This is a genomic window from Nostoc sp. CMAA1605 (assembly GCF_021596505.1).
GTDB lineage: Bacteria > Cyanobacteriota > Cyanobacteriia > Cyanobacteriales > Nostocaceae > Trichormus.
Genome location: NZ_PJIZ01000010.1, coordinates 24711 through 46259, shown reverse-complemented (window position 1 = coordinate 46259; position 21549 = coordinate 24711). Strand labels below are relative to the sequence as shown.

The 21549-nt window shown below is 41.1% G+C and carries 13 protein-coding genes; 4 read left to right on the top strand and 9 right to left on the bottom strand.

Going from position 1 to position 21549, the window contains the following annotated elements; translation table 11 throughout:
• Positions 1-165: 165 nt before the first annotated feature.
• Positions 166-594, top strand: coding sequence for a DUF6636 domain-containing protein (locus CV014_RS05755; protein ID WP_236141149.1), 429 nt, complete (start codon positions 166-168; stop codon positions 592-594).
• Between the two features lie 100 nt (positions 595-694).
• Here CV014_RS05755 and CV014_RS05750 read toward each other — a convergent pair whose 3' ends face one another.
• Positions 695-6076 (bottom strand): trifunctional serine/threonine-protein kinase/ATP-binding protein/sensor histidine kinase, encoded by a 5382-nt coding sequence (locus CV014_RS05750; RefSeq protein ID WP_236141148.1) that lies wholly within the window; start codon positions 6074-6076, stop codon positions 695-697.
• A gap of 799 nt (positions 6077-6875) precedes the next feature.
• On the opposite strand from CV014_RS05750, the gene nifJ reads away from it, so the two are divergent.
• The 3 genes from nifJ to CV014_RS05735 all read left to right on the top strand — a co-directional run bounded on the left by nifJ (position 6876) and on the right by CV014_RS05735 (position 11326).
• A complete protein-coding gene (nifJ, locus tag CV014_RS05745; protein WP_236141147.1) occupies positions 6876-10433 on the top strand; it encodes a pyruvate:ferredoxin (flavodoxin) oxidoreductase in 3558 nt (1185 codons plus the stop codon).
• 120 nt (positions 10434-10553) lie between these two features.
• Positions 10554-10937, top strand: a complete 384-nt coding sequence (locus tag CV014_RS05740) for a papain fold toxin domain-containing protein (protein WP_236141146.1) — start codon at positions 10554-10556, stop codon at positions 10935-10937.
• Positions 10938-10951: 14 nt separating this feature from the next.
• Entirely contained in the window at positions 10952-11326 is a 375-nt protein-coding gene (locus tag CV014_RS05735; RefSeq protein ID WP_236141145.1) for a hypothetical protein, read from the top strand.
• Positions 11327-11437: 111 nt separating this feature from the next.
• On the opposite strand, the gene CV014_RS05730 is transcribed toward CV014_RS05735, so the two are convergent.
• The 8 genes from CV014_RS05730 to kdpA form a co-directional block, all read right to left on the bottom strand.
• The gene (locus CV014_RS05730) at positions 11438-12559 is read right to left on the bottom strand and encodes a sensor protein KdpD (protein ID WP_236141144.1); all 1122 of its coding nucleotides are present in this window, start codon (positions 12557-12559) and stop codon (positions 11438-11440) included.
• Between the two features lie 183 nt (positions 12560-12742).
• A complete protein-coding gene (locus CV014_RS05725; protein WP_236141143.1) occupies positions 12743-14203 on the bottom strand; it encodes a hypothetical protein in 1461 nt (486 codons plus the stop codon).
• 89 nt (positions 14204-14292) lie between these two features.
• Positions 14293-15618 carry a serine/threonine-protein kinase gene (locus CV014_RS05720; protein ID WP_236141142.1) on the bottom strand — a complete coding sequence of 442 codons (1326 nt, stop codon included), beginning with the start codon at positions 15616-15618 and terminating at the stop codon, positions 14293-14295.
• Between the two features lie 29 nt (positions 15619-15647).
• Positions 15648-15896: a hypothetical protein gene (locus CV014_RS05715; protein WP_236141141.1), complete on the bottom strand. Its 249-nt coding sequence runs from the start codon at positions 15894-15896 to the stop codon at positions 15648-15650.
• A 15-nt stretch (positions 15897-15911) separates the two neighbouring features.
• The gene (kdpC, locus tag CV014_RS05710) at positions 15912-16556 is read right to left on the bottom strand and encodes a K(+)-transporting ATPase subunit C (RefSeq protein ID WP_236141140.1); all 645 of its coding nucleotides are present in this window, start codon (positions 16554-16556) and stop codon (positions 15912-15914) included.
• Entirely contained in the window at positions 16556-16843 is a 288-nt protein-coding gene (locus CV014_RS05705; protein ID WP_442946887.1) for a potassium-transporting ATPase subunit F, read from the bottom strand. Before CV014_RS05705 ends, kdpC begins: the two co-directional genes overlap by 1 nt.
• Before the next feature lie 135 nt (positions 16844-16978).
• Positions 16979-19132 carry a potassium-transporting ATPase subunit KdpB gene (gene kdpB / locus CV014_RS05700; protein ID WP_329608336.1) on the bottom strand — a complete coding sequence of 718 codons (2154 nt, stop codon included), beginning with the start codon at positions 19130-19132 and terminating at the stop codon, positions 16979-16981.
• A gap of 408 nt (positions 19133-19540) precedes the next feature.
• Positions 19541-21286, bottom strand: coding sequence for a potassium-transporting ATPase subunit KdpA (gene kdpA / locus CV014_RS05695; protein WP_236141139.1), 1746 nt, complete (start codon positions 21284-21286; stop codon positions 19541-19543).
• Positions 21287-21549 lie beyond the last annotated feature (263 nt).

The window sequence follows — 21549 nt, the reverse complement described above, 5'->3', positions numbered from 1 at the left end:
ACTGAAAAACCAAACTTATAACTCAGTAGTTGATAAATTTGAAGATTTTTAGTTAATCATGAAGATATTAGCAAGTAGGGAAAAATTTATTTATACTGGTGTTGCATTAGATAATTGATTTGAGGGCGATCGCTCTCTTTACATAACTCTACAAAGGGGGCATTTATGTATAAAAAAATATTACTATTTTTCGCTATAACTTCCCTGAGTGCTATACTTACACCAACATCGAGTTTAGCGCAAACAACAGGCTTTCAAACCCCTACAGGCAATATTCAATGTGAGTTAGTCGGGGAAGAACAGGAAAAATTGCGTTGTGAAATTGGTAGTTCACTAAGACCTAGACCACCTCAACCATATCGAGGATTTTGTGAATTCGATTGGGGCGATGGGTTATTATTATCGGAATTTGGTAAACCGAATATTTTATGTATTAGTGATACTATCCGCGATCGCAATAAATATGTGCTTCCCTATGGTAGTAGTTGGAGTAATGGCGGTTTTACCTGTGTATCCCGCAGAACTGGCTTAACTTGCACCAATACCACTGGGAACGGCTTTTTTCTGAGTCGTGAAAAATGGCGGGTATTTTAGTTATTAATCACAGTTTTTGAGTAGCGATCGCCATCATTTTTGCTGTGATGTTTTTGCATCGCACAGTTGAATATGCAAAGCTCATAGACTTGATTGCTTTCTATTTATCTCTAATAGGAATTTGTATAGTAAACTCAGTTCCTTCACCTGGCTCAGACCATACAATTAAGTTACCGCCATGTTTTTCGACCACAATTTGGCGGGCGATCGCTAATCCCAATCCTGTGCCTTTTCCTACCGCTTTGGTAGTAAATAAATGGTCAAATATTTTCTCTTGTACCTCTTGTTTCATACCTTTGCCATTATCGCGGATACGGATATAAACTTGGTTGGAAATGACTTCAGTACGAATGGTAATTATTTGGGGGTTTGCTTCCAGTTCTTGAAAAGATTGAGTTTGTGCCATTTCGTCAAACATATCAATGGCATTGGCCAGGATATTCATAAATACCTGGTTTAACTGTCCAGGGAAGCATTTAATTAGGGGTAAATCTCCAAACTCTTGTATGACTTGAATCGCTGGGCGATGTTCATTGGCTTTGAGGCGATATTTCAAAATTAACAATGTGCTATCGAGTCCTTCATGGAGATTAGCAGAGATTTTGTATTCAGTATCAGCACGAGAGAAGGTACGGAGGCTATTACTGATATCTGTGATGCGCTCCGTTGCTCCTTTCATCGAAGTGAGTAACTTTGGTAAGTCTTCCGAAAGAAATTCCAGATCGATATCTTCGGCATTCTCTTGAATTGGTTCAACTGGGTGGGGATAATGCTGTTGATAAAGAGCTAAATGCCCAAGTAAATCTTGTACATATTCTTTACTGTTGCTGATGCTGCCATTGAGAAAACCGATAGGGTTATTGATTTCATGGGCAACCCCAGCCACCAAATTTCCCAGAGATGCCATTTTTTCGCTTTGTACTACCTGCAATTGGGATTGCTCAAGCTGTTGGGTATATGTTTGCGCCTGTTGATAGAGACGGGCATTTTCTAGAGAGATGGCAGCTTGGGTGCAAAGAAAGTCGATAATTAAGAGGCGATCGCGGGTGAAAACACCACTGGTGAGCCGGTTTTTTAAGTATAAAATACCAATCAGATTACCTTGATTAAGCAGTGGTAGACACAAAATACTCTTGGGTTGACGTTCCCTGAGATAATCATCAATTACGGGTAAATCAGTTTTGAGTTCATTAATCACCACAGTTTCTTGAGTATTTTTAACATACTGAATTAATTTGACCGGGATATTGGGATTATTGGTGAGCGGTTCCGCAATAAGTTGTACATAATCAGGTGTGGCGATCGCTCGCACTTGCCATTCTCCAGTTTCATTGGGGAACAGTAACGCACAGCGATCGCCTCCTGAGTTGTGCAGAATAATTTGGGTAAGTTTCTCTAGTAACTCATCTAGTTGAATGGTTCTAGAGAGGACTTGAGAAGCTTTCAGGAGAGTCCCAAAATCCAGAGATTGATAGATGGAACTGCTATCAGTATCATCATGAACTGATACCGCAGGTGCCGCAATAGTCATCAGCGTAGTCAAAATATCAACTGATTTCACCGTTTGTTGTAGGATTGGACGCAGCAATTCGGAATAGTGAGTTTCCAAGTCGGCAACTTTAGCTTTGGCACCCCAGCGACTGTAACAGTAGTAAGCTTCTTGGATGTAGCCTGCGGCAAATTTATCTTTGCCCCAATTGAGATAGAATTTGGCAGCTAATTCGTTCGCTAGGGCTTCATCTTGAATAAATTTGTTGGCTTTTGCTCCTGCAATGGCGCAGTCAAAAAACTCCATAGCCTCCGTTCGCTTACCCAACACATGGAAACGCACTGCTTCTACTAAGTGATATTTATGCTGATAATTCATGGGAGCAGCATTCACGTAAACCAAGAGATTTTCTTGGTTGGAATCAACTTTCGATAAAAGCTCCTCCTGAGATGAAGTTTGATGATGGGAGTATAATTTTAACCGGGTTAATGAATCATAGTAGTAGTAAGCTGGGGCGGATGGCATACTAATACCAGCTTTCAGATATTGAACTCCTTGATCTGCTATCTGAATTGCATTCTCAAAGCAACCAAATGAATAACTTAGGATTAATTTGTGCAAATAAAATAGATGCAGAGCTAACTCATCATTTTCTGTGAGTAGAACAGATAATTTTTCATTTTCAGCATCAACCGACCCTAGACAATCTGGATTTTTACTCAACTTAGTGAAATTCTGAATAGATGAGCAGATAATATATATCCAAGTCTGGAAATGTTGACTCGTAGCAAATTTTGATTGATAAACCTCCACCTCTGCTAATAAATCTGGCAAAGGTTTTTCTGTACTCAAATATGAGTATAACAATCTAAATGAAGTCGAAACTAGCGCGTGAACAGAATCGCCTGTTTCTATGGCCATTTGGTAGGATTTATTCAATAAAGAAATGACATTTTGTATATTTTGTTGATGGGATTGATTAAATGCGGCTACTTTAAACATCACCATGCTCTGAACAGAACTTTCATTAAATTTCTCCATTAACTGGAGTGCAAGCTGTCCAAAACGATAACCTGCTTCTATTTCGTATAAGACAGAGCTAACAACAATACCAAAATCTGCATATCCTGGTGCGGAGAAAATTGAGTTTCCGTATTGTAGGGATAGATTAACTTCTTCACAGGCAACTATTGGAAATAGAAGGGGATGAGACTGATGAATAGAAGGAACTAAACTAGTGATGATGCGCGCTGCTGCCGTAGCAGTCGCATTCTGAGTAGTAGGTAAATTAATTAACTCTTCTAAGGTGTAGTTTGATAGTTGAGTCAGTGTGTGTTGTACCCGTTGTTGGATATCTGTAATTGTGATCAATTCTGGCAGTGTAACTCCTAGCTTTTGCAGGATTTGTCGGCCGATTTTAACCGCTTGCATCTGCTGATTTTGTAATTCATAAGCTTGCAGCTTTATTTCATATACTTTGACTTGGTCTAACAAGTTATTTGTATTTTTTAGAACTATCTGAATTAAAGCATCCATCTTTTCAAAATCACAGCTAAGTAATGTCACTTCTGCTGCTGATTCATATATACAACGTGTGAGATCATAATTTTGCTCCCAACTATTCGGCGGCAGAAATTGCATTGCCTGTTCGAGATAATTGAAAGCTGCATTATATGCAGTAGAGTTTTTAGACTTGCAAGCTGCTTGTAAATTTAATTGAGCATATTGATAACGTTGCTCTAATTCTGTAATCAGTACAATACCACAATTTAACTGATGAACAATTTCAAATAAATGACTATCTTGGAAAGAGGGATTGCTTTTTTCTAATAATAATTTGCCAATAGTGAGGTGAGTAATCTGTTTTCGCGCTTCTGGGATTAAACAGTAAGCAGCCTGTTGGACGCGATCGTGCAGAAACCGATAATTAAAGGTTTCCTGTGGGGTGTGCTGTGTCGTTTGAGTTTCTGACAAATAGAATTTGTACAAATCACTGTGGGGCAGAATCAATCCTTCCTGTAGTGCTTTCCACAGCGTTGTTGCCACTTCTGTGGGGGATTGCTGGGAAACGATCGCCAGGGTATTTAAATCAAACTGCGCGCCAATACAAGCCGCTAATTTTAAAATCTCTTGGGTTGCTGTTGGCAGTTTTTGCAATTGCCACACCATCAATTCCACCACATCATCAGTCAAAGCCGCATCTTGCACTTGCACAATATCACACTGCCAATACCCTGCATTCGCGTCAAAATGAATTAACTGGTCTTGATATAATGCTTTCAAAAACTGGGTAGCAAAGAAGGGATTACCCTGAGTTTTCTGCATGACTAGTTGTGTCAGTGGTTGCACTATGGATGTAGGTGCATGAAGGGTGTCGGCAATCAGGTGATTGAGACTGGTAAAACTCAGGGGTTGTAGGGTGATGGTCTGGATTTTTGCCCCAGCTTTGGTCATACTGCCGAGAGTCAGCATTAATGGGTGGGCGGCAAACACCTCATTATCTCGATACGCCCCTAACAGTAATAAACAGCCTGTTTGCGTCTCCGACATTAATACCTGAATCAAATTCAGGGAAGCTGAATCTGCCCATTGCAAATCATCCACAAACATCACTAACGGGTGTGCGGGGGTGGTAAAGACTTGAATGAACCTATGAAACAATAAATTAAAGCGATTTTGGGCGGCGGTTCCTGATAATTCTGGTGCTGGCGGTTGTGCGCCAATAACCCGTTCTAGTTCGGGAATCAGTTCTACAATTACTTGGGCATTTTCTCCCAGTGCTGCGAGAATCTGGTTTTTCCAGTGTTGCAATTGGCGATCGCTTTCACTGAGTAATTGTCCTATTAAGTCCCGAAAAGCTTGTACAAAGGCACCCAAGGGAACATTCCGATTAAATTGGTCAAATTTGCCTTTGATGAAGTAACCCCGTTGTTTGACAATCGGTTTATGTACTTCATTGACAACAGATGTTTTACCAATACCCGAAAAACCAGCCACTAGCATCATTTCTGATGTGCCTTGGGCTACCCGTGCAAAAGCATCCAGTAGGGTTTGGACTTCGATTTCTCGACCGTAGAGTTTTTCGGGGATGAGGAAGCGATCGCATAAATCCCTTTGTCCTAAATCAAATGCCGCAATTGACTTAGTTTGTTGCCATTGGCGGTAACATTCCTCTAAATCATGCTTGAGTCCCAAGGCAGTTTGATAACGGTCTTCGGCGTTTTTAGCCATGAGTTTGGCGACAATTGCCCCCAAAATTGGCGGTATATCAGTATTGACTGTATGGGCAGGTGGGGCAATTTTGGCGATGTGACAATGTACTAATTCTAAGGGGTCGTTCGTCAGGAAGGGTAAGCGACCTGTGAGCAATTGATACAGAGTGACACCCAGGGCATAAAAGTCACTGCGATAATCAATACCGCGATTCATGCGTCCAGTTTGTTCAGGGGCAAGATAAGCTAAAGTGCCTTCTAGGATGTTGGGGTTTTGGATTTCTGGGATTTGTTTGGGCAGTAGGGAAGCTATGCTCAAGTCTATGAGTTTAATTTGTTTGGACTGTGGATGAATAAGGATGTTGGCGGGTTTAATGTCTTTGTGGATGACGCGATGTAGGTGTAGTTGGTGGAGAATATCTGCCAATTGGATGGCAAGGGACAAAATGTCTGCTAGGTCTAAAGAAGATTGCTGAAGATATGTTTCTAGGGAGATGCCACCCCAGTCTGCCATGATTAGGGCGTAGCCATTACCGAAGGTTTCTAGACTCAGAGGTGGAATAATGCCTGTGATGGGTAGATTTTTGGCGATCGCATATTGATTGCGAAACTGTACCAATTCGCCAAATGTGGGATATTCTTGTTGCAGCACCTTAATTACAACTGGTAATTTCTGACTTTCACGTACTGCTCGATACACGGCAGTACGTGAACCCTGGTAAATTTGCTCAGTAATCGTGTAGCCAGAAATTTCCGGAAATTTAGATGCTTGAGATGTCATAAGCTCAATGACTGATGATGACTTGAGAAAATTATTACTACTATTAAAATGCCCAAAAATGTCAGTAATATAACAACTTTGTGTGTCGCATCATATCAAGAATAGATGAATTGGGGCATTCTACTGTATATAATTCATACTGTAGTATTAGTCACGATTATACTGCCCATTATTCTAGTGTTAAGTTATTTGACGAAGATAAATTTATTGCTTTCATCAAGCTATTTAAATCAGAATTTTTGCTATTGACAGAATATCGTGATGTTAGTTTTATCACTGTTTACATATCCTCTCACATTGAAAGATTGCTATATCTAAAACAGAGTTTTATTGATGGTTGAGTGTGAACATTTTTGGCTGCCATCCCGCACCTGTACCCTACACTCAATCATAATCAACCTGAAAGTCTGATTAATCTTGATTTCTAGATATTGAGTACATTACTAATATTTGTGAATAAATATATTTTTGTAAATGAGATAATATTATGCGAAGTATTTCGTCAAATAAATTAATAGCCACTAGCCACATTGCATATTTATATAGTTAAGCATAATTCTTAGGGTCAATGTTTAATTTCTTACGCCCAAATCGTACATAAAATCGCCTAATTCCTGGCTCTGGCTATTTTTAATACTTCTATAAGTATGGGTTCTCTGCATCCAAGTTCGAGCAATTATTCAAAATTCCACAACACAGCCAAACTCAGAAAAGCTGATCAAAGTTGGCTGTCTTAATTTTGAATTTTGTAGCTTGTTTTTCGGAAAGTATTTTGAATTGTTGAGACAGGGAGAACAGAATGAATAAAACCTTTGCTACGATTGACGGGAATGAAGCTGTTGCCCGTGTAGCTTACAAATTAAATGAAGTAGTCGCAATTTACCCCATTACACCTTCCTCCGCAATGGGCGAATGGGCAGATGCTTGGATGGCGGAAAGTCGTCCGAATTTGTGGGGGACTGTTCCCCATGTGGTGCAGATGCAAAGTGAAGGCGGGGCGGCGGCGGCTGTACATGGCGCACTGCAAACAGGTGCTTTGAGTACCACCTTCACCGCTTCCCAGGGACTGTTATTAATGATTCCCAACCTCTACAAAATTGCGGGGGAATTAACTAGCACTGTAGTTCACGTTGCGGCTAGGTCTTTGGCTACCCATGCACTATCTATTTTCGGTGATCATAGTGATGTCATGGCAGCCCGTGGTACTGGTTTTGCATTGCTGTGTTCAGCATCAGTACAGGAAAGTCATGATTTTGCACTGATAGCCCATGCAGCAACTTTAGAAGCGCGAGTTTCCTTTTTACACTTCTTCGATGGTTTCCGCACCTCCCATGAAGTGCAGAAAGTGGAGTTATTGTCAGATAATGATTTGCGATCGCTCATTAATGAAGACAAAATTTTCGCCCATCGCGCCCGCGCCTTGACTCCAGAAAGTCCATTACTGCGCGGTACAGCCCAAAACCCTGATGTCTACTTCCAAGCCCGTGAAGGTGCAAACCCCTATTACAACGCTTGTCCTGAAATTGTCCAAAAAATTATGGATAAATTCGGAGAACGCACAGGTAGATTTTACAAACTTTATGAGTATCACGGCGCGAGTGATGCCGATCGCGTCATTGTCATTATGGGTTCTGGTTGTGAAACAGTCCACGAAACCGTAGATTATCTGAACGCCAGGGGTGAAAAAGTCGGCGTTCTCAAGGTTAGACTGTATCGCCCCTTTGATGTAGAGAGATTTATCCAAGCTTTACCTAATAGTGTAAAAGCGATCGCAGTCCTCGACCGCAGCAAAGAACCAGGAAGCGCAGGCGAACCTTTATATTTAGATGTCGTCACCTCTATTCATGAAGCAGGGAAGATTTCGCCCAAAGTTATCGGGGGACGTTATGGTTTATCCTCGAAAGAATTTACTCCGGCGATGGTAAAGGCTGTATTTGATAACTTAGCTCAGGCTACACCGAAAAATCACTTTACTATCGGCATTAATGATGATGTTACCCACACATCCTTAAACTTTGACCCCAACTTCTCCACCGAACCTGATAACGTGGTGCGGGCGATGTTCTATGGGTTAGGTTCTGATGGGACGGTGGGAGCTAACAAAAACTCCATTAAGATTATTGGGGAAGGAACAGACAACTACGCCCAAGGCTATTTTGTCTATGATTCCAAAAAATCCGGCTCAATGACTGTTTCTCACCTGCGCTTTGGTTCTCAACCCATCCGTTCAACTTACCTCATCGACCAAGCTAACTTTATCGGTTGTCATCACTGGGGATTTTTGGAACGCATAGATGTATTAAAAGCGGTGGCGACTGGGGCAACAATTTTAATTAATAGTCCCCACGATGCAGATAAAGTCTGGGAACATCTCCCCCTGAAAGTCAAGCAACAGATTTTAGACAAGCAACTGCAACTTTACGTCATCAACGCCAACCAAGTCGCCCGTAATAGTGGCATGGGTGGCAGAATCAATACTATTATGCAGGTGTGCTTCTTTGCCTTGGCGGGGGTATTGCCACAAGAACAAGCGATCGCCAAAATTAAACAAGCAATTGAAAAGACTTACGGTAAAAAAGGCGCGGAAGTTGTCCGCATGAACCTGCAAGCCGTAGACCAAACCCTAGATAATTTACATCAGGTAACAATTCCCTTAGAGGAAAAAGGTAAATGGATAGATGTAGAAGCATCTACCCAAAACCCTTTTCCCAGCAGCGTCCCGGCATTTGTTCAGGAAGTTCTGGGTAAAATTATGGTGTGGCAAGGTGATGACTTACCTGTCAGTACACTACCACCAGATGGGACATTTCCCACAGGTACAGCGAAATGGGAAAAACGCAACGTGGCGCAAGAAATCCCCGTATGGGATGCCGATGTCTGCGTTCAGTGCAGTAAATGCGTCATGGTTTGTCCCCACGGTTCAATTCGTTCTAAGGTTTATCAACCGAGTGAATTAGTTAATGCGCCCTCTACCTTCAAATCAGTCAACGCCAAAGATAAGGACTTCGCCAACCAAAAATTTACCATCCAGGTAGCCCCAGAAGACTGTACAGGCTGTGCTATTTGCGTTAATGTCTGCCCAGCCAAAAATAAATCTGAGCCATCCTTAAAGGCGATTAACATGGCGCAGCAGTTACCTTTAAAGGAACAAGAAAAAGCAAATTGGGATTTCTTCTTGAGTTTACCCAACCCTGACCGCCGACAACTCAAACTCAACCAAATTCGTCAACAACAACTGCAAGAACCATTATTTGAATTTTCTGGTGCTTGTGCTGGTTGTGGTGAGACACCATATCTAAAATTATTAACACAACTATTTGGCGATCGCGCAGTTATTGCCAACGCCACAGGTTGTTCCTCAATTTACGGTGGAAATCTCCCCACCACCCCTTGGACGAAAAACGCCGATGGTAGAGGCCCCGCATGGTCGAATAGTTTATTTGAAGATAACGCCGAATTTGGTTTTGGTTATCGTCTCTCACTAGATAAGCAAGCGGAATTTGCCGCCGAACTATTACAACAATTCAGCAGCGAGTTAGGAGATAACTTAGTTAATTCCCTTCTCAAAGCCGACCAAAAAACCGAAGCTGAGATTTGGGAACAACGGGAACGGGTAAGCTTGTTAAAGCAAAAGTTAGACCAAATTCAGACTCATGACTCCAACGTCAAATCCAAAATCTACATCCTCAAATCGTTAGCTGATTACTTAGTGAAGAAAAGCGTCTGGATTATCGGCGGTGATGGTTGGGCTTATGATATAGACTTTCACGGTATTGACCACGTTTTAGCCAGTGGTCGCAATGTGAATATCTTAGTCATGGATACAGAAGTGTATTCCAACACCGGCGGACAATCTTCCAAAGCCACACCCCGCGCCGCCGTTGCCAAATTCGCCGCCAGTGGTAAGCCTGCGCCGAAGAAAGACTTGGGTTTAATGGCGATGAATTACGGTAATGTTTACGTCGCGAGTGTGGCGTTAGGTGCAAAGGATGACCAAACTCTCAAAGCCTTCTTAGAAGCGGAAGCTTTTGACGGGCCATCGCTCATTATTGCTTACAGCCATTGCATCGCCCACGGTATTAACATGACCACCGGGATGAATCATCAAAAAACCCTAGTAGACTCAGGACGCTGGTTATTGTATCGCCATAACCCAATACTGCGAGAACAGGGCAAAAATCCCTTACAATTGGATATGCGATCGCCTACGCAAACAGTAGAGCAATCCATGTATCAAGAAAATCGCTTCAAAATGCTCACCAAGAGTAAACCAGAGCTAGCTAAACAACTCCTAGCACAAGCACAAGCTGAAGTTGATGCCCGTTGGCAAACGTATCAACATTTGGCAAGTAAATAATAGTGAATGGGTAATGGGTTGTTGCCTATTACCTATTACTATTTCCGTCTGAATCTAGACTTGTAAAATTATTGGATGCGGGATATGTATTAGAATGCAAATATTGCATTTTTACAGGAGTTGCATTCCATTTATCTTCATCCCGAACAACTGCGTCAAATTTATACTATTGCCAGTAGCTATGACAACTTCCAATGTGTAGAATGTAGTCAAGCCATCAAAGACTACTTAATTTCCGAAAGAATCTCTGGCAAGCTGATTAAGTTATATACAGGAGCATCCACAGGATCAAACAGCTTTATTTATGATGAAGCATTTCCTGAAGAAGCCATCTCTACTAATGGTCGTCATCAAGGTATTGCCGTTATTATTAATAATATAGAAACAGTTTTTGATAATCATCATCCAGCCGGCATTCCCAGAGAGCAATGGATGGCAAATCTTTTATTTCAGGGCTTAGTACATTTTGGTCAGCAATTTCAAATCACAGAAATTAAATTTTAAGGATATTAAGAGATATGTTAGATGTCAAAAATGAATACCTTTACCATCTATTAGAAAGAATTAAGCAAAGACCAGGAATGTATATAGGACAATGTTCTATTACTAGATTAAATATGTTATTGATCGGTTATAGTCAAGCGAGAATGGAATTAGGATTACCGCGTACAGAACAAGAAAAACACTTTGATAATTTTCAAGAATGGATACAAATTAAATTTAATATTAATTCCAGTCAAAGTTGGGATAGTATTATTCTCTCAAATTCCACTGATGAAAAAGATGCTTTTTATAAATTCTTTCAGCTATTTGAACAATTCCTTCATGGAGTGACAAACACTGCAAGTTTAGAATTAACAACTAAAAGCACTCCGGATTATTCAAACATTTAACAATGAGTCCCTCTCCCTGTGTCGGAGTGCATAATAGTTGAATATTAATTTTGGAGAATTGGTATAACAATCCAAAATCTAAAATTGACTGACCATTTTGTGATTGTCTGATCACTGCTCGGTAGCGATAATATGTAAATCAATATTTTGATGTCGAATTAGGTCTACTAATCTCTGTGTAAAAGAGCCTTTCAACCATCTTTTCCATCGAGGCTGTTGGCTTTCACCAATGACAATTTGAGTAATGTAATACTTAGCTGCAACTTGGGCAATTTCTTGGGCGACATTTTGACTCTTGACGTATAAAAATTCACCACCAAATTCTTGACATAACTTCTCGCAGGTATCAATATGTACACTTTCTTTTTTGGTGAGGAATCGCTCAGGATCGGCTACAAAAACACCATAAAGCCGCGCATTCATATAATTGGCGATGCGTGCGCCGCGACGGAGCAATTGCACCGAGTTAGGGTAGGTAGACACACAAACTAAAACTCGTTCATGAATATTACAGCTTTGTCCTTTTGAGGTAGAAGTGTTTGCTTCCTCCTCAACTGTATCCGCTACTTCCCGCAAAGCCAGCTCTCGCAAAGCAATCAGGTTGCGACGTTGGAAAAAGTTTTTCAGGGACTGCTCGATTTTCTCAGGAGCGTAGATTTTGCCCTCTTGCAAGCGGTCTTCTAGAGTTTCGGGAGTAACATCAATGACTACAACAGCATCAGCTTCATCCAAGAGGCGGTCTGGAATACGTTCTCGCACTACAATACCTGTAATTCTTGCAACTAAGTCGTTCAAACTTTCTAAATGCTGAATGTTGACAGTAGAGTAGACATCAATTCCGGCGGCTAAAATCACTTCTACATCTTGGTATCGTTTTTCTCGCTGCGAACCAGGTACATTAGTATGAGCAAGTTCATCAACCAACACAAGTTGGGGAGAACGCTCCAATATTGCATCTGTGTTCATTTCCTGCAAAGTAATGTTTTCTCGGATGGTGACTTTTCTAGGGATCACCTCCAGCCCCGTAGCTTTTTCTGCGGTTTCTTTGCGTCCATGAGTTTCTAAAATGCCAATTACAACATCAATACCATCTTGTTTAAGTTGATGTGCTTCCTCCAGCATTTTGTAAGTTTTACCGACACCAGGAGCCATCCCGATGAAAATTTTATGCTTTCCACGTCGGTAAGGACGAATGTAAGAACTGTCAGGGGAAATTGTCGAGTTATTGGACATAGATAGGTGATTTTTCTAGGCTTTTAAGGGTTTCTTGCAAAAAGAATTTTGTACTAGGTTCAGCTTGCGGAAGCTGATTCCAATTTTGCCAAAAATACCTAAGAATCTCCTATCAGTATGTTGGTTAGTAAATATTTTAACTGCTCACCACAGCAATTGTATATTTTTCTAGTGGGAAATCCCTTACGCTACTATCTCACCAGCTTTAAATCCGTTTTTTGACTTAACTTTCTTATTCTTAACTCTGACTTGTGGCAAATCTTTTTTATCTTTGTGTAAGTAACAAATTTCTACCAAAGTCGGCCAGATTTCTAAAGAAGCATGAAATTGACTAATCACATCATCAACTATTCTAGAAACATTCTGCTGAAAGAAATCTGGCTCAAAGCCATAAAATACCCTCGATAGGTTATTGGCGAATAATTGTAGAGACTGTCTACGTTCTTCATTTTGTGTAGACAGTGCAGCTTGAACTACCTGCTCGTGTATGGAAGAAATTTTTGCTAAAATTTCTTCAGAATCGAGTAAAGTAACTTCACCAGAATAATCAAACTTGATTCCCAAATCATCAATATGATAGACACTGCTTTTAATTTTCTTTTTGAGCAGGCTGCATATTTCTTCATTAAAAATTTCACTGGCTAGAGGATTACGCATATAATTGTTGCGGATATGGTTTTGAACGGCATCAACGTGCGCCGCCACAACACCCTCTTGTTGTATCCAGAGCCTATAGATATAATCTTCAAACCTAAGTCGAGTGGGAAAAAATGGGGGCAATCCTAACTGATTGTCATATCCAGCAACGCCACAATCCATGCGCCAGTTTTTGTTAGTCACAACAGGTCTAAAATTGGTGAGAATGTAATAATCATTCAGGTCATAAGGACTAATTTGATTTTCATCATTGAGATACATATGCACAAAGTCAAGTGTATCAATGTCGTTAGTACCTGTGCGGAATGTTTGAGCAATTTTGACAATCGAATTATTTAAGACTCTCCCTTTTTGTAATAACAAAGAGTTTTCTGTAAAATAACCCTTGGTCGTATTTGTTTCTAAATCCATTGCTGTATCAAGTAAATACTCCCCAGCTTCGTAGTTTTCTGGTACATGGCTGGCTTTTTTACCTAAAACATCATTAAAAGCAGTCAGTAAATCGAAAGATTTATGAATGTATCCGCCTTCCTGATGAGATTTGATTAGTTTACCGCGACAAATTTCATCTGGTGATAGAGATTCTGGGCTAGTTTCTATGAGTGCATCAGGTCGCATATCATCATCTGCACTAACCATTAAATGTCCGAGGGTGTACATCAATGTGAAGTTACGATTTCCGCCGTAACTAGGTCGAAATAAGTTCTTGACAAGTGACTCTAGTTTTTTATCTCGTAATCTGTCGTTTAAAAAAGTAATAAACTTTTCTTTCTCTTGAGGTCCAACATAAAATACATCGTTAACTGTTTTGGTTTGTTCCAATAAGGGATAGTATTTTTCGTAATTTGCAATGCTGGAATCATCAAATATCATAATTTTGGTGGCATGACCATTAGCCCAAAAGTTTTCATCATATTTTTCAACGGTTTGGGCTACATCTCTTAAGCGATGGGTAGGGATGACAAATACTGTTTCTTTTTGTCTCATAAATCCTTTGATTTTATTTTAATGAAGTGGTGAAATTGCCAAAAATGAAAGTAGACAGTAACAGACATTGCTGTTTTATGTAGTGGCTGTCAATTTCTTCCTAATTTCATAAGCTGTTGGAAATTTTTTGAGATTTCAACCTTTAAATTGGGAGAAATCGAGTTTGATTCTACTGCTAAAGCTAGACAAGCGATAGTAAGAGCGATCGCAGTGACAATTATCTGATACATCTTATTTAGTTTGTTCCTAGCTTGTTTATGAACAGCAATCGATTTTTCCTCTTGTACGGAAGCTAGACGCGGAGTTAAAAATGCTGCTACTTTTCGCGCCAGTTCGCCACCCTCAGTTTTAGCAGGTATGTAATGCCAGGTGTTACTTTTAGGGTCAAAGATAGTCACAGATGCAACAGAACTATTTCGGCATGATGTTACAGAACCCAGTAAATATGCTTTACACCCCAACCCAAAGTCAGGAGTTTCAAATTCGGCATTATTTGTGTTAGTAGATGGATTTGATGAATCACCAAAATATTTTGGTGATTTATGTAATTCTATCAGCACTTCTGCTGCAAAATTATAGCGGATTTTAGTTGCTGGTTGCACCAATTTGCCGAGAATTTTCTCTAAAGCTGGACTGATCGGCTCAACTAAATATGAGTCCCATATCCAAACATTTTCACTGCAATCATAGAGGTCAAATGGTGACATCTGGGTTAGTAAATGTAGACAAGTTATACCCAAGCTGTAAAGGTCGCTAGCGAATATAGCCTTACCTCGAATCTGTTCTGGTGCCGCATATTCAGCACTACCAATCATGGTTCCGGTTAGTAAACTTTGCCCGTTATATTTAGCAGAACCGAAATCTACTAAAAATAATTGGCGGTCTTGGCGGCGACGGATAATATTAGCAGGTTTAATGTCTCGGTGAATTACTTGATGGGCATGAACAAATTGTAATAAAGGTAATAATTCACCAAGTAATTGCCTAATTTCAGCTTCATTAAATGCTCCAACTTCAGCTAATTCTTGTTCTAAGTTCTGTCCATCTACCCATTCTTGAACTAAATATTGTTGACCTTCTTCCTCAAAAGTATTTAGTAATTCAGGAATTTGAGAATGTTTACCAAGTTCAGCTAACCGGAGAGATTCTTGTTGAAATAGTTCAAAGGCTTTTTGATGATTGTACTCTGTTTGAGACTGGGGTAAAAATTGTTTAATTACACAAAGGTTTGATGGGCTATTGGGGGGGGATTGATCATCGATAGCGAGAAAAGTTTTCCCAAAGCCGCCTTGTCCTAGAGGTTTAATGATACGGTAGCGATCGCTGAGTAATTTATCTGACGAATTAAATCCAGAACCACTAATTGTTGCTGAAGGCTGTAGGTCTTTTTGGTTATTAGGAAAACCGCCGCACATACAACGGATTACTCCTTAACTTGTAGGATTTAAACTAATTTGCTCAAAGTTATCTTGGCGATATTTCTCTGGCTATGATTTCCTATACGTCTGACACCACCACGTTCACGCTGAAAAAGTTGTATTTCTTGAGCATCTGTGAGCAAAATTACGCCAGATAACAAGGAAAAATATTGATCTTTCCATCCCAAAATGCACCAGGAATAGAGAGATGTAAATAGCATCCAGACAATGAATTGAAAACAAATCAATGTTTTGATTTTTTCTAGTGTAATCATGAGAGTTGTTCTGATTTAACTCGCAGGCTTTAAAGCATCTACAGCCAGATTTAATTTCAAAACATTTACCCCAGGTTCACCAAAGATTCCCAAAAAGCGACCATCAGTATTTTGATTAATTAAAGTTTCTAATTGTTGGGGTGGTATTCCTCGCGCTTTGGCAACACGATTAACTTGCGCTCTGGCGGCTTCCGGGGTAATGTGGGGGTCAAGACTGGAAGCAGAAGTGTAAACTAAATCTGCGGTAGGTTGTACGTCTGCGGCTTTTAATCGGTTGAAATCACCTTCTACCCGTTTGCTGGGATCTGGGTCGTCTTTACCTTTAATGCGTTCTATTAAAGCTGAATTACTAGGAGCTAAGTTACTTGCGCCGGAGACTCCTGTTTGTAAGACTTTCGCATCATCTTTTTTCGGGTCGGCGGTGCTGTAGCTGGTGGTGCTAGGACGAGAGTTAAAATAGCGATCGCTACTAAACGGTTGACCAATTAAACTAGAACCAACAACTTGACCTCGGCTATCTTTAATCAAACTACCATTAGCTTGAGATGGAAACACAATCTGTCCAAAGGCAATCATTGCAAACGGATAAATAATTGCGCCAATTACCCAAAGGACTATAGTAGAACGAACTGCTCGGCTGGCTTCTGTTGCAAAACTCATTAGAATTTCTCCGGTACAAACATTACAAAAAACAAATATGTAGAAAGGCTTAATGTTACTAGTCCCAACAGTCCTAAAGCCCAAGCTTGAAAGTGTGAAAACTGTTCCCCAGTTGCAGCATAAACAACAGGCGCAACTACAAGGTTGAAACACATTGCTAAGAACAAATACAAAGGCAGTTTTTGTTTACGCCATTGCAACCAAATTTCGTTTATTCCTGCAAGTATTTGGGCGAATACTTGTGGTGTCAGTAGAGGAAACATATTTACACGAGGAGGTTTGATCATAGTTTTGAGAAATAAAGTAGGCTTTGCTGATTAGTGGGATGATTTTTTACTCATGCAAAGGCGCAAAGGCGCAAAGACACAAAGAATTAAAGTGTCTTTCCCCTACACCCTTACACCCTTACACCCTTACACCCCTCAACTCAAAGGTAAAATCACATCAATGAGTTTGATCGCAATGAAAGGCGCAATAATTCCACCTACGCCATAAATGAAGATGTTGCGTTTTAATAGTTGATCTGCTGTTAGGGGACGGAATTTCACGCCTTTGAGTGCTAGGGGAATTAGGACGGGAATAATTAAAGCGTTGTAGATTAGGGCGGAAATAATCGCAGATTGCGCGCTTTTTAAACCCATAATGTTGAGTGCGCCAATCCCAGCCGCCGCAAAAATTGTGGGGATAATGGCGAAATACTTAGCAATATCGTTGGCGATGGAGAATGTTGTTAACGCGCCACGGGTGATGAGTAACTGTTTCCCAATTGTCACCAAATCAATTAACTTAGTGGGGTCAGAATCTAAGTCCACCATGTTAGCGGCTTCTTTGGCGGCTTGAGTTCCAGAGTTCATGGCTAACCCGACGTTAGCTTGAGCTAATGCAGGTGCGTCGTTAGTACCATCACCAGTCATGGCCACCAGTTTACCTTGAGATTGTTCGGAGCGAATTACGCTAATCTTGTCTTCTGGTGTGGCTTCGGCGATGAAGTCATCGACTCCGGCTTCTTGAGCAATGACACTGGCGGTAATGCGGTTGTCACCCGTCAGCATGACAGTTTTAACTCCCATCCGCCGCAGTTGGTCAAATCTTTCCCGCAAGCCCGGTTTGACGATATCTTTGAGATAAATCACCCCAAAAATTTGGTCATCTTGGCAAACTGCTAAAGGTGTACCACCTAAACGAGAAACTCTTTCATAAGCTGCATCCACATCATCAGCAATTCGACCACCACGAGAACGGACAAAGCCTTTAATTGCATCTACTGCACCTTTACGGACTTCTTTACCGTTGGGTAAGTTAGTCCCACTCATGCGAGTTTTGGCGGAAAATTCCACACCTTCGGCTTGTTTGGAGTCGAAATCAACCTTTACACCCAAACTTTCAGCTAGTTTAATAATTGATCTACCTTCCGGTGTTTCGTCAAACACACTGGCAGCTAAAGCTACTCGCGCTACATCTGTGACTGAGTAACTGTTGACAGGGATAAATTCATCAGCCATGCGATTTCCCAGGGTAATTGTACCAGTTTTATCTAGCACCAGGGTATTAATATCACCGCAGGCTTCTACAGCTCGTCCAGAGGTGGCAATGACGTTAAATTGAGCGACTCTATCCATACCAGCAATGCCGATCGCACTGAGTAAACCACCGATGGTAGTGGGTATTAAAGCTACCAACAGGGAAATTAAGATGGCAACGCTAGCACCTGCACGCAAGCTGTTTCCGGCTTCTGCCCCAAACACAATGCTGATAAAGTTGGCAATATAGTTAACAAAGGGCGGCATGGTAGCCACCACAATTAAGAAAACTTGGGTGAGTACGGCTAACAATACTGTTAAGGCAATCTCATTAGGTGTTTTTGTTCTTTCTGCCCCCTCTACGAGAGAAATCATCCGGTCAATAAAACCCTGACCAGGGTCGGCGGTGATGCGAATTGTTAATTCATCTGAAAGTAAACGTGTACCTCCAGTCACAGAACTAGCAATATCTGTACCTGGTTGTTTGAGTACGGGCGCAGATTCTCCCGTAATCGCTGACTCATCAACTGAACCGATACCCTGAATTACTTCACCATCGGCGGGAATCATATCATTGGCAATGACTTTTACCAAGTCGTTGCGGCGTAATTCTGTGGAGTTGATTTGCTGAATTGTACCATCGGGCAGTATTTTGCGGGCAGTAGTATCGGAACGGGTTGACCTCAAGGAATCTGCTTGTGCTTTACCGCGTCCTTCGGCGACTGCTTCGGCAAAGTTGGCAAACACAACTGTAAAAAATAAAATTAAGGTAATTAAGCCGTTTAATAGGCGTTGTTGGTTGACATTTACCTGTAAAGTACCAAATAAATTGGGGTCGAGAGTTACTAAAAAAGTGACGATTGTTCCTACCCAAACCACGAACATTACGGGATTTTTGACGGCAATGCGGGGATGCAGCTTGACGAAAGATTCTTTGATTGCCCTTTGATAAAGCCCCCGCATATCTGCTTTGGGTGTATGTCTGCGTGAGTCACGCGTTCCGTGAGGAACACGAGGCGGGCGAGGTGAAGGAGATGAGTCTATATTAGTTGTCATAAATGATGGGGACTGAGGAGATAAGGAAGACAACAGGAGTAGAAAAGAAACTGGTAAAACAAACTTTGCGATAAATTTATAAGGTCTTTTGCTCCCTTGATGCTGACAGTTGAGCCTTGAAGCTTGAATGTTGAGCCTTTAAGCCTGACAGTTGAGCCTTAGAACCTGAACATTGAGCCTTTGAGCTTGAATATTGAGCCTTAGAACCTGAACGTTGAGCCTTTGAGGCTGACAATTGAGCCTTAGAACCTGAACGTTGAACCTTTGAGGCTGACAGTTGAGCCTTAGAACCTGAACGTTGAACCTTTGAGGCTGACAGTTGAGCCTTAGAACTTGAACATTGAGCCTTTGAGGCTGAATGTTGAGTCTTTGAGCTTCAAATTCTCAGCTTGACAAATAACAAATGACTCATCCAATCCCTCTAGCAATCCAAAAGGCTTCACCGATGGGGCCGAATGCTAAAACTGGGAAGAATGTCAGCGCGCCGAGGATTAAAATTACGCCTGCGGTTACGCCTGTAAATAGTCCGGTGTCAGTGCGTAATGTACCAACGTTGAAAGGAACTTGTTGTTTGCGAGACATACTATCTGCTAGTAACAGTAACCCGATAATAGGAATGTAGCGTCCGGCGAGGAGACTAAAACAAGTGCTGAGGTTCCACCATAAAGCAGTTGCGGTAGTTTTTGCACCGGCTGCAATGGCTATTGGCGATGGTTGAGAATCCCCTAAGCCTTCAAATCCCGAACCGTTGTTAGCTGCTGCGGAGGCGTATTCATAGATAACTTGAGCAAAACCGTGAAAGCCGGGGTTACTGATTCCTGCTAGTTGATCGGGAAATGCTAAAGCGATGCCAGCAGGTATCATAATGGCGATGGGGTGAACTAAGAGAATTAGAAAACTTGCGAGTACAACTTCCCGCTTTTCGATTTTGCGTCCTAGAAATTCTGGTGTGCGTCCCACCATTAAACCTGTCGCAAATACTGCCAAAATCAAGTAAGCAAACAAGTATGCTGTGCCTGTACCCTGTCCACCCCAAATGATTTGCAGAAACATATTCGAGAGGGTGACAAAACCGCCGTTGGGCATGAAGGAATCATGTAAACTATTAACAGCACCGCACATAGTGCCGGTTGTACTAACAGCAAACAAAGCAGACTGCGCCCAACCAAACCGGACTTCCTTTCCTTCTAAGTTCGGTTGTGTACTTCCCAGTAGGGAGTTGATAGCCGGATTACCGTTATATTCACCAATGGCAGTAATGATGATAAACGCGATATAAATCACACCTACCATGCCATAAACTAACCAAGCTTGTTTAGTGTTGTTAGCAAATAAACCGTAAGTGTAAATTAAGGCTGTGGGAATTGACAGCATGGCCACAACCTGAATTAAGTTAGAAAAGCCGTTGGGATTTTCAAAAGGATGGGCAGAGTTGATGGCAAAAAAGCCGCCGCCGTTTTCTCCTAGCTGTTTAATAATTTCAAAATGAGCCACAGGGCCGCGTGCGATCGCCTGACTTATATTAGGATCTTCTAAAGTAGGGATAATAACTGGCCCAGCTAAGGTTTCGGGAACACCAGCCGCCATCAAGGCAATTCCACCTACAATACAAATAGGTAACAAAACCCGCGTAATTGAGCGAATCAAATCCACATAAAAGTTACCCAAAGGTCTACCAGTCAACCCGCGAATAAAGGCAATCCCCACCGCCAACCCAGTCGCCGCCGAGGTGAACATATGATAACCAAGACCCCACATTTGACTGGCATAGCTGAGGTAGGTTTCACCAGAATAGTGTTGTTGGTTAGTGTTGGTAATAAACGATATGGTTGTGTGTAATGCTGTATCCCACGTTGGCGCATCTATTTTGGTGGGATTAAAAGGCAACCATCCTTGACTCATCAGGATAAAGAAAATCAGCAACCCCATAACTATGTTGCTGTACAAAATAGCTCTTGCATACTGCCAACCCGTCATATTTTCTTTAGTGGCAACACCCACCAAAGAGTAAAGTATGCGCTCAACTGGATGCAAAACCGGGTCAAGAAAAGTTCTTTGCTCTTGGTAAACACGCGCCATATATCGCCCAAAAAAGGGAGTTATTGCCACGACAATTAATAGCGTTAATGCTATTTGTATCCATCCTTGTAACATGATTTATCCCAATTGATATTCGTAATTTTGACGATAATTTCAGGCATCGCCTTACATATTATTTTTCAGCAATTATTTGTATCATTTGATTTAAATCATCCATTGATTTTGGAGAAAATTCAATATATATAAGATATAAAAATAGGCTTATTTTTTATTCATGTAGCGTTTATTTTTTCTATATCTAATGTTTAGATAATTTATATGCAGGTGTTTAGTATGTTTAGATATCTGCTAAACGCTAAATTTGACAATAATTAAAC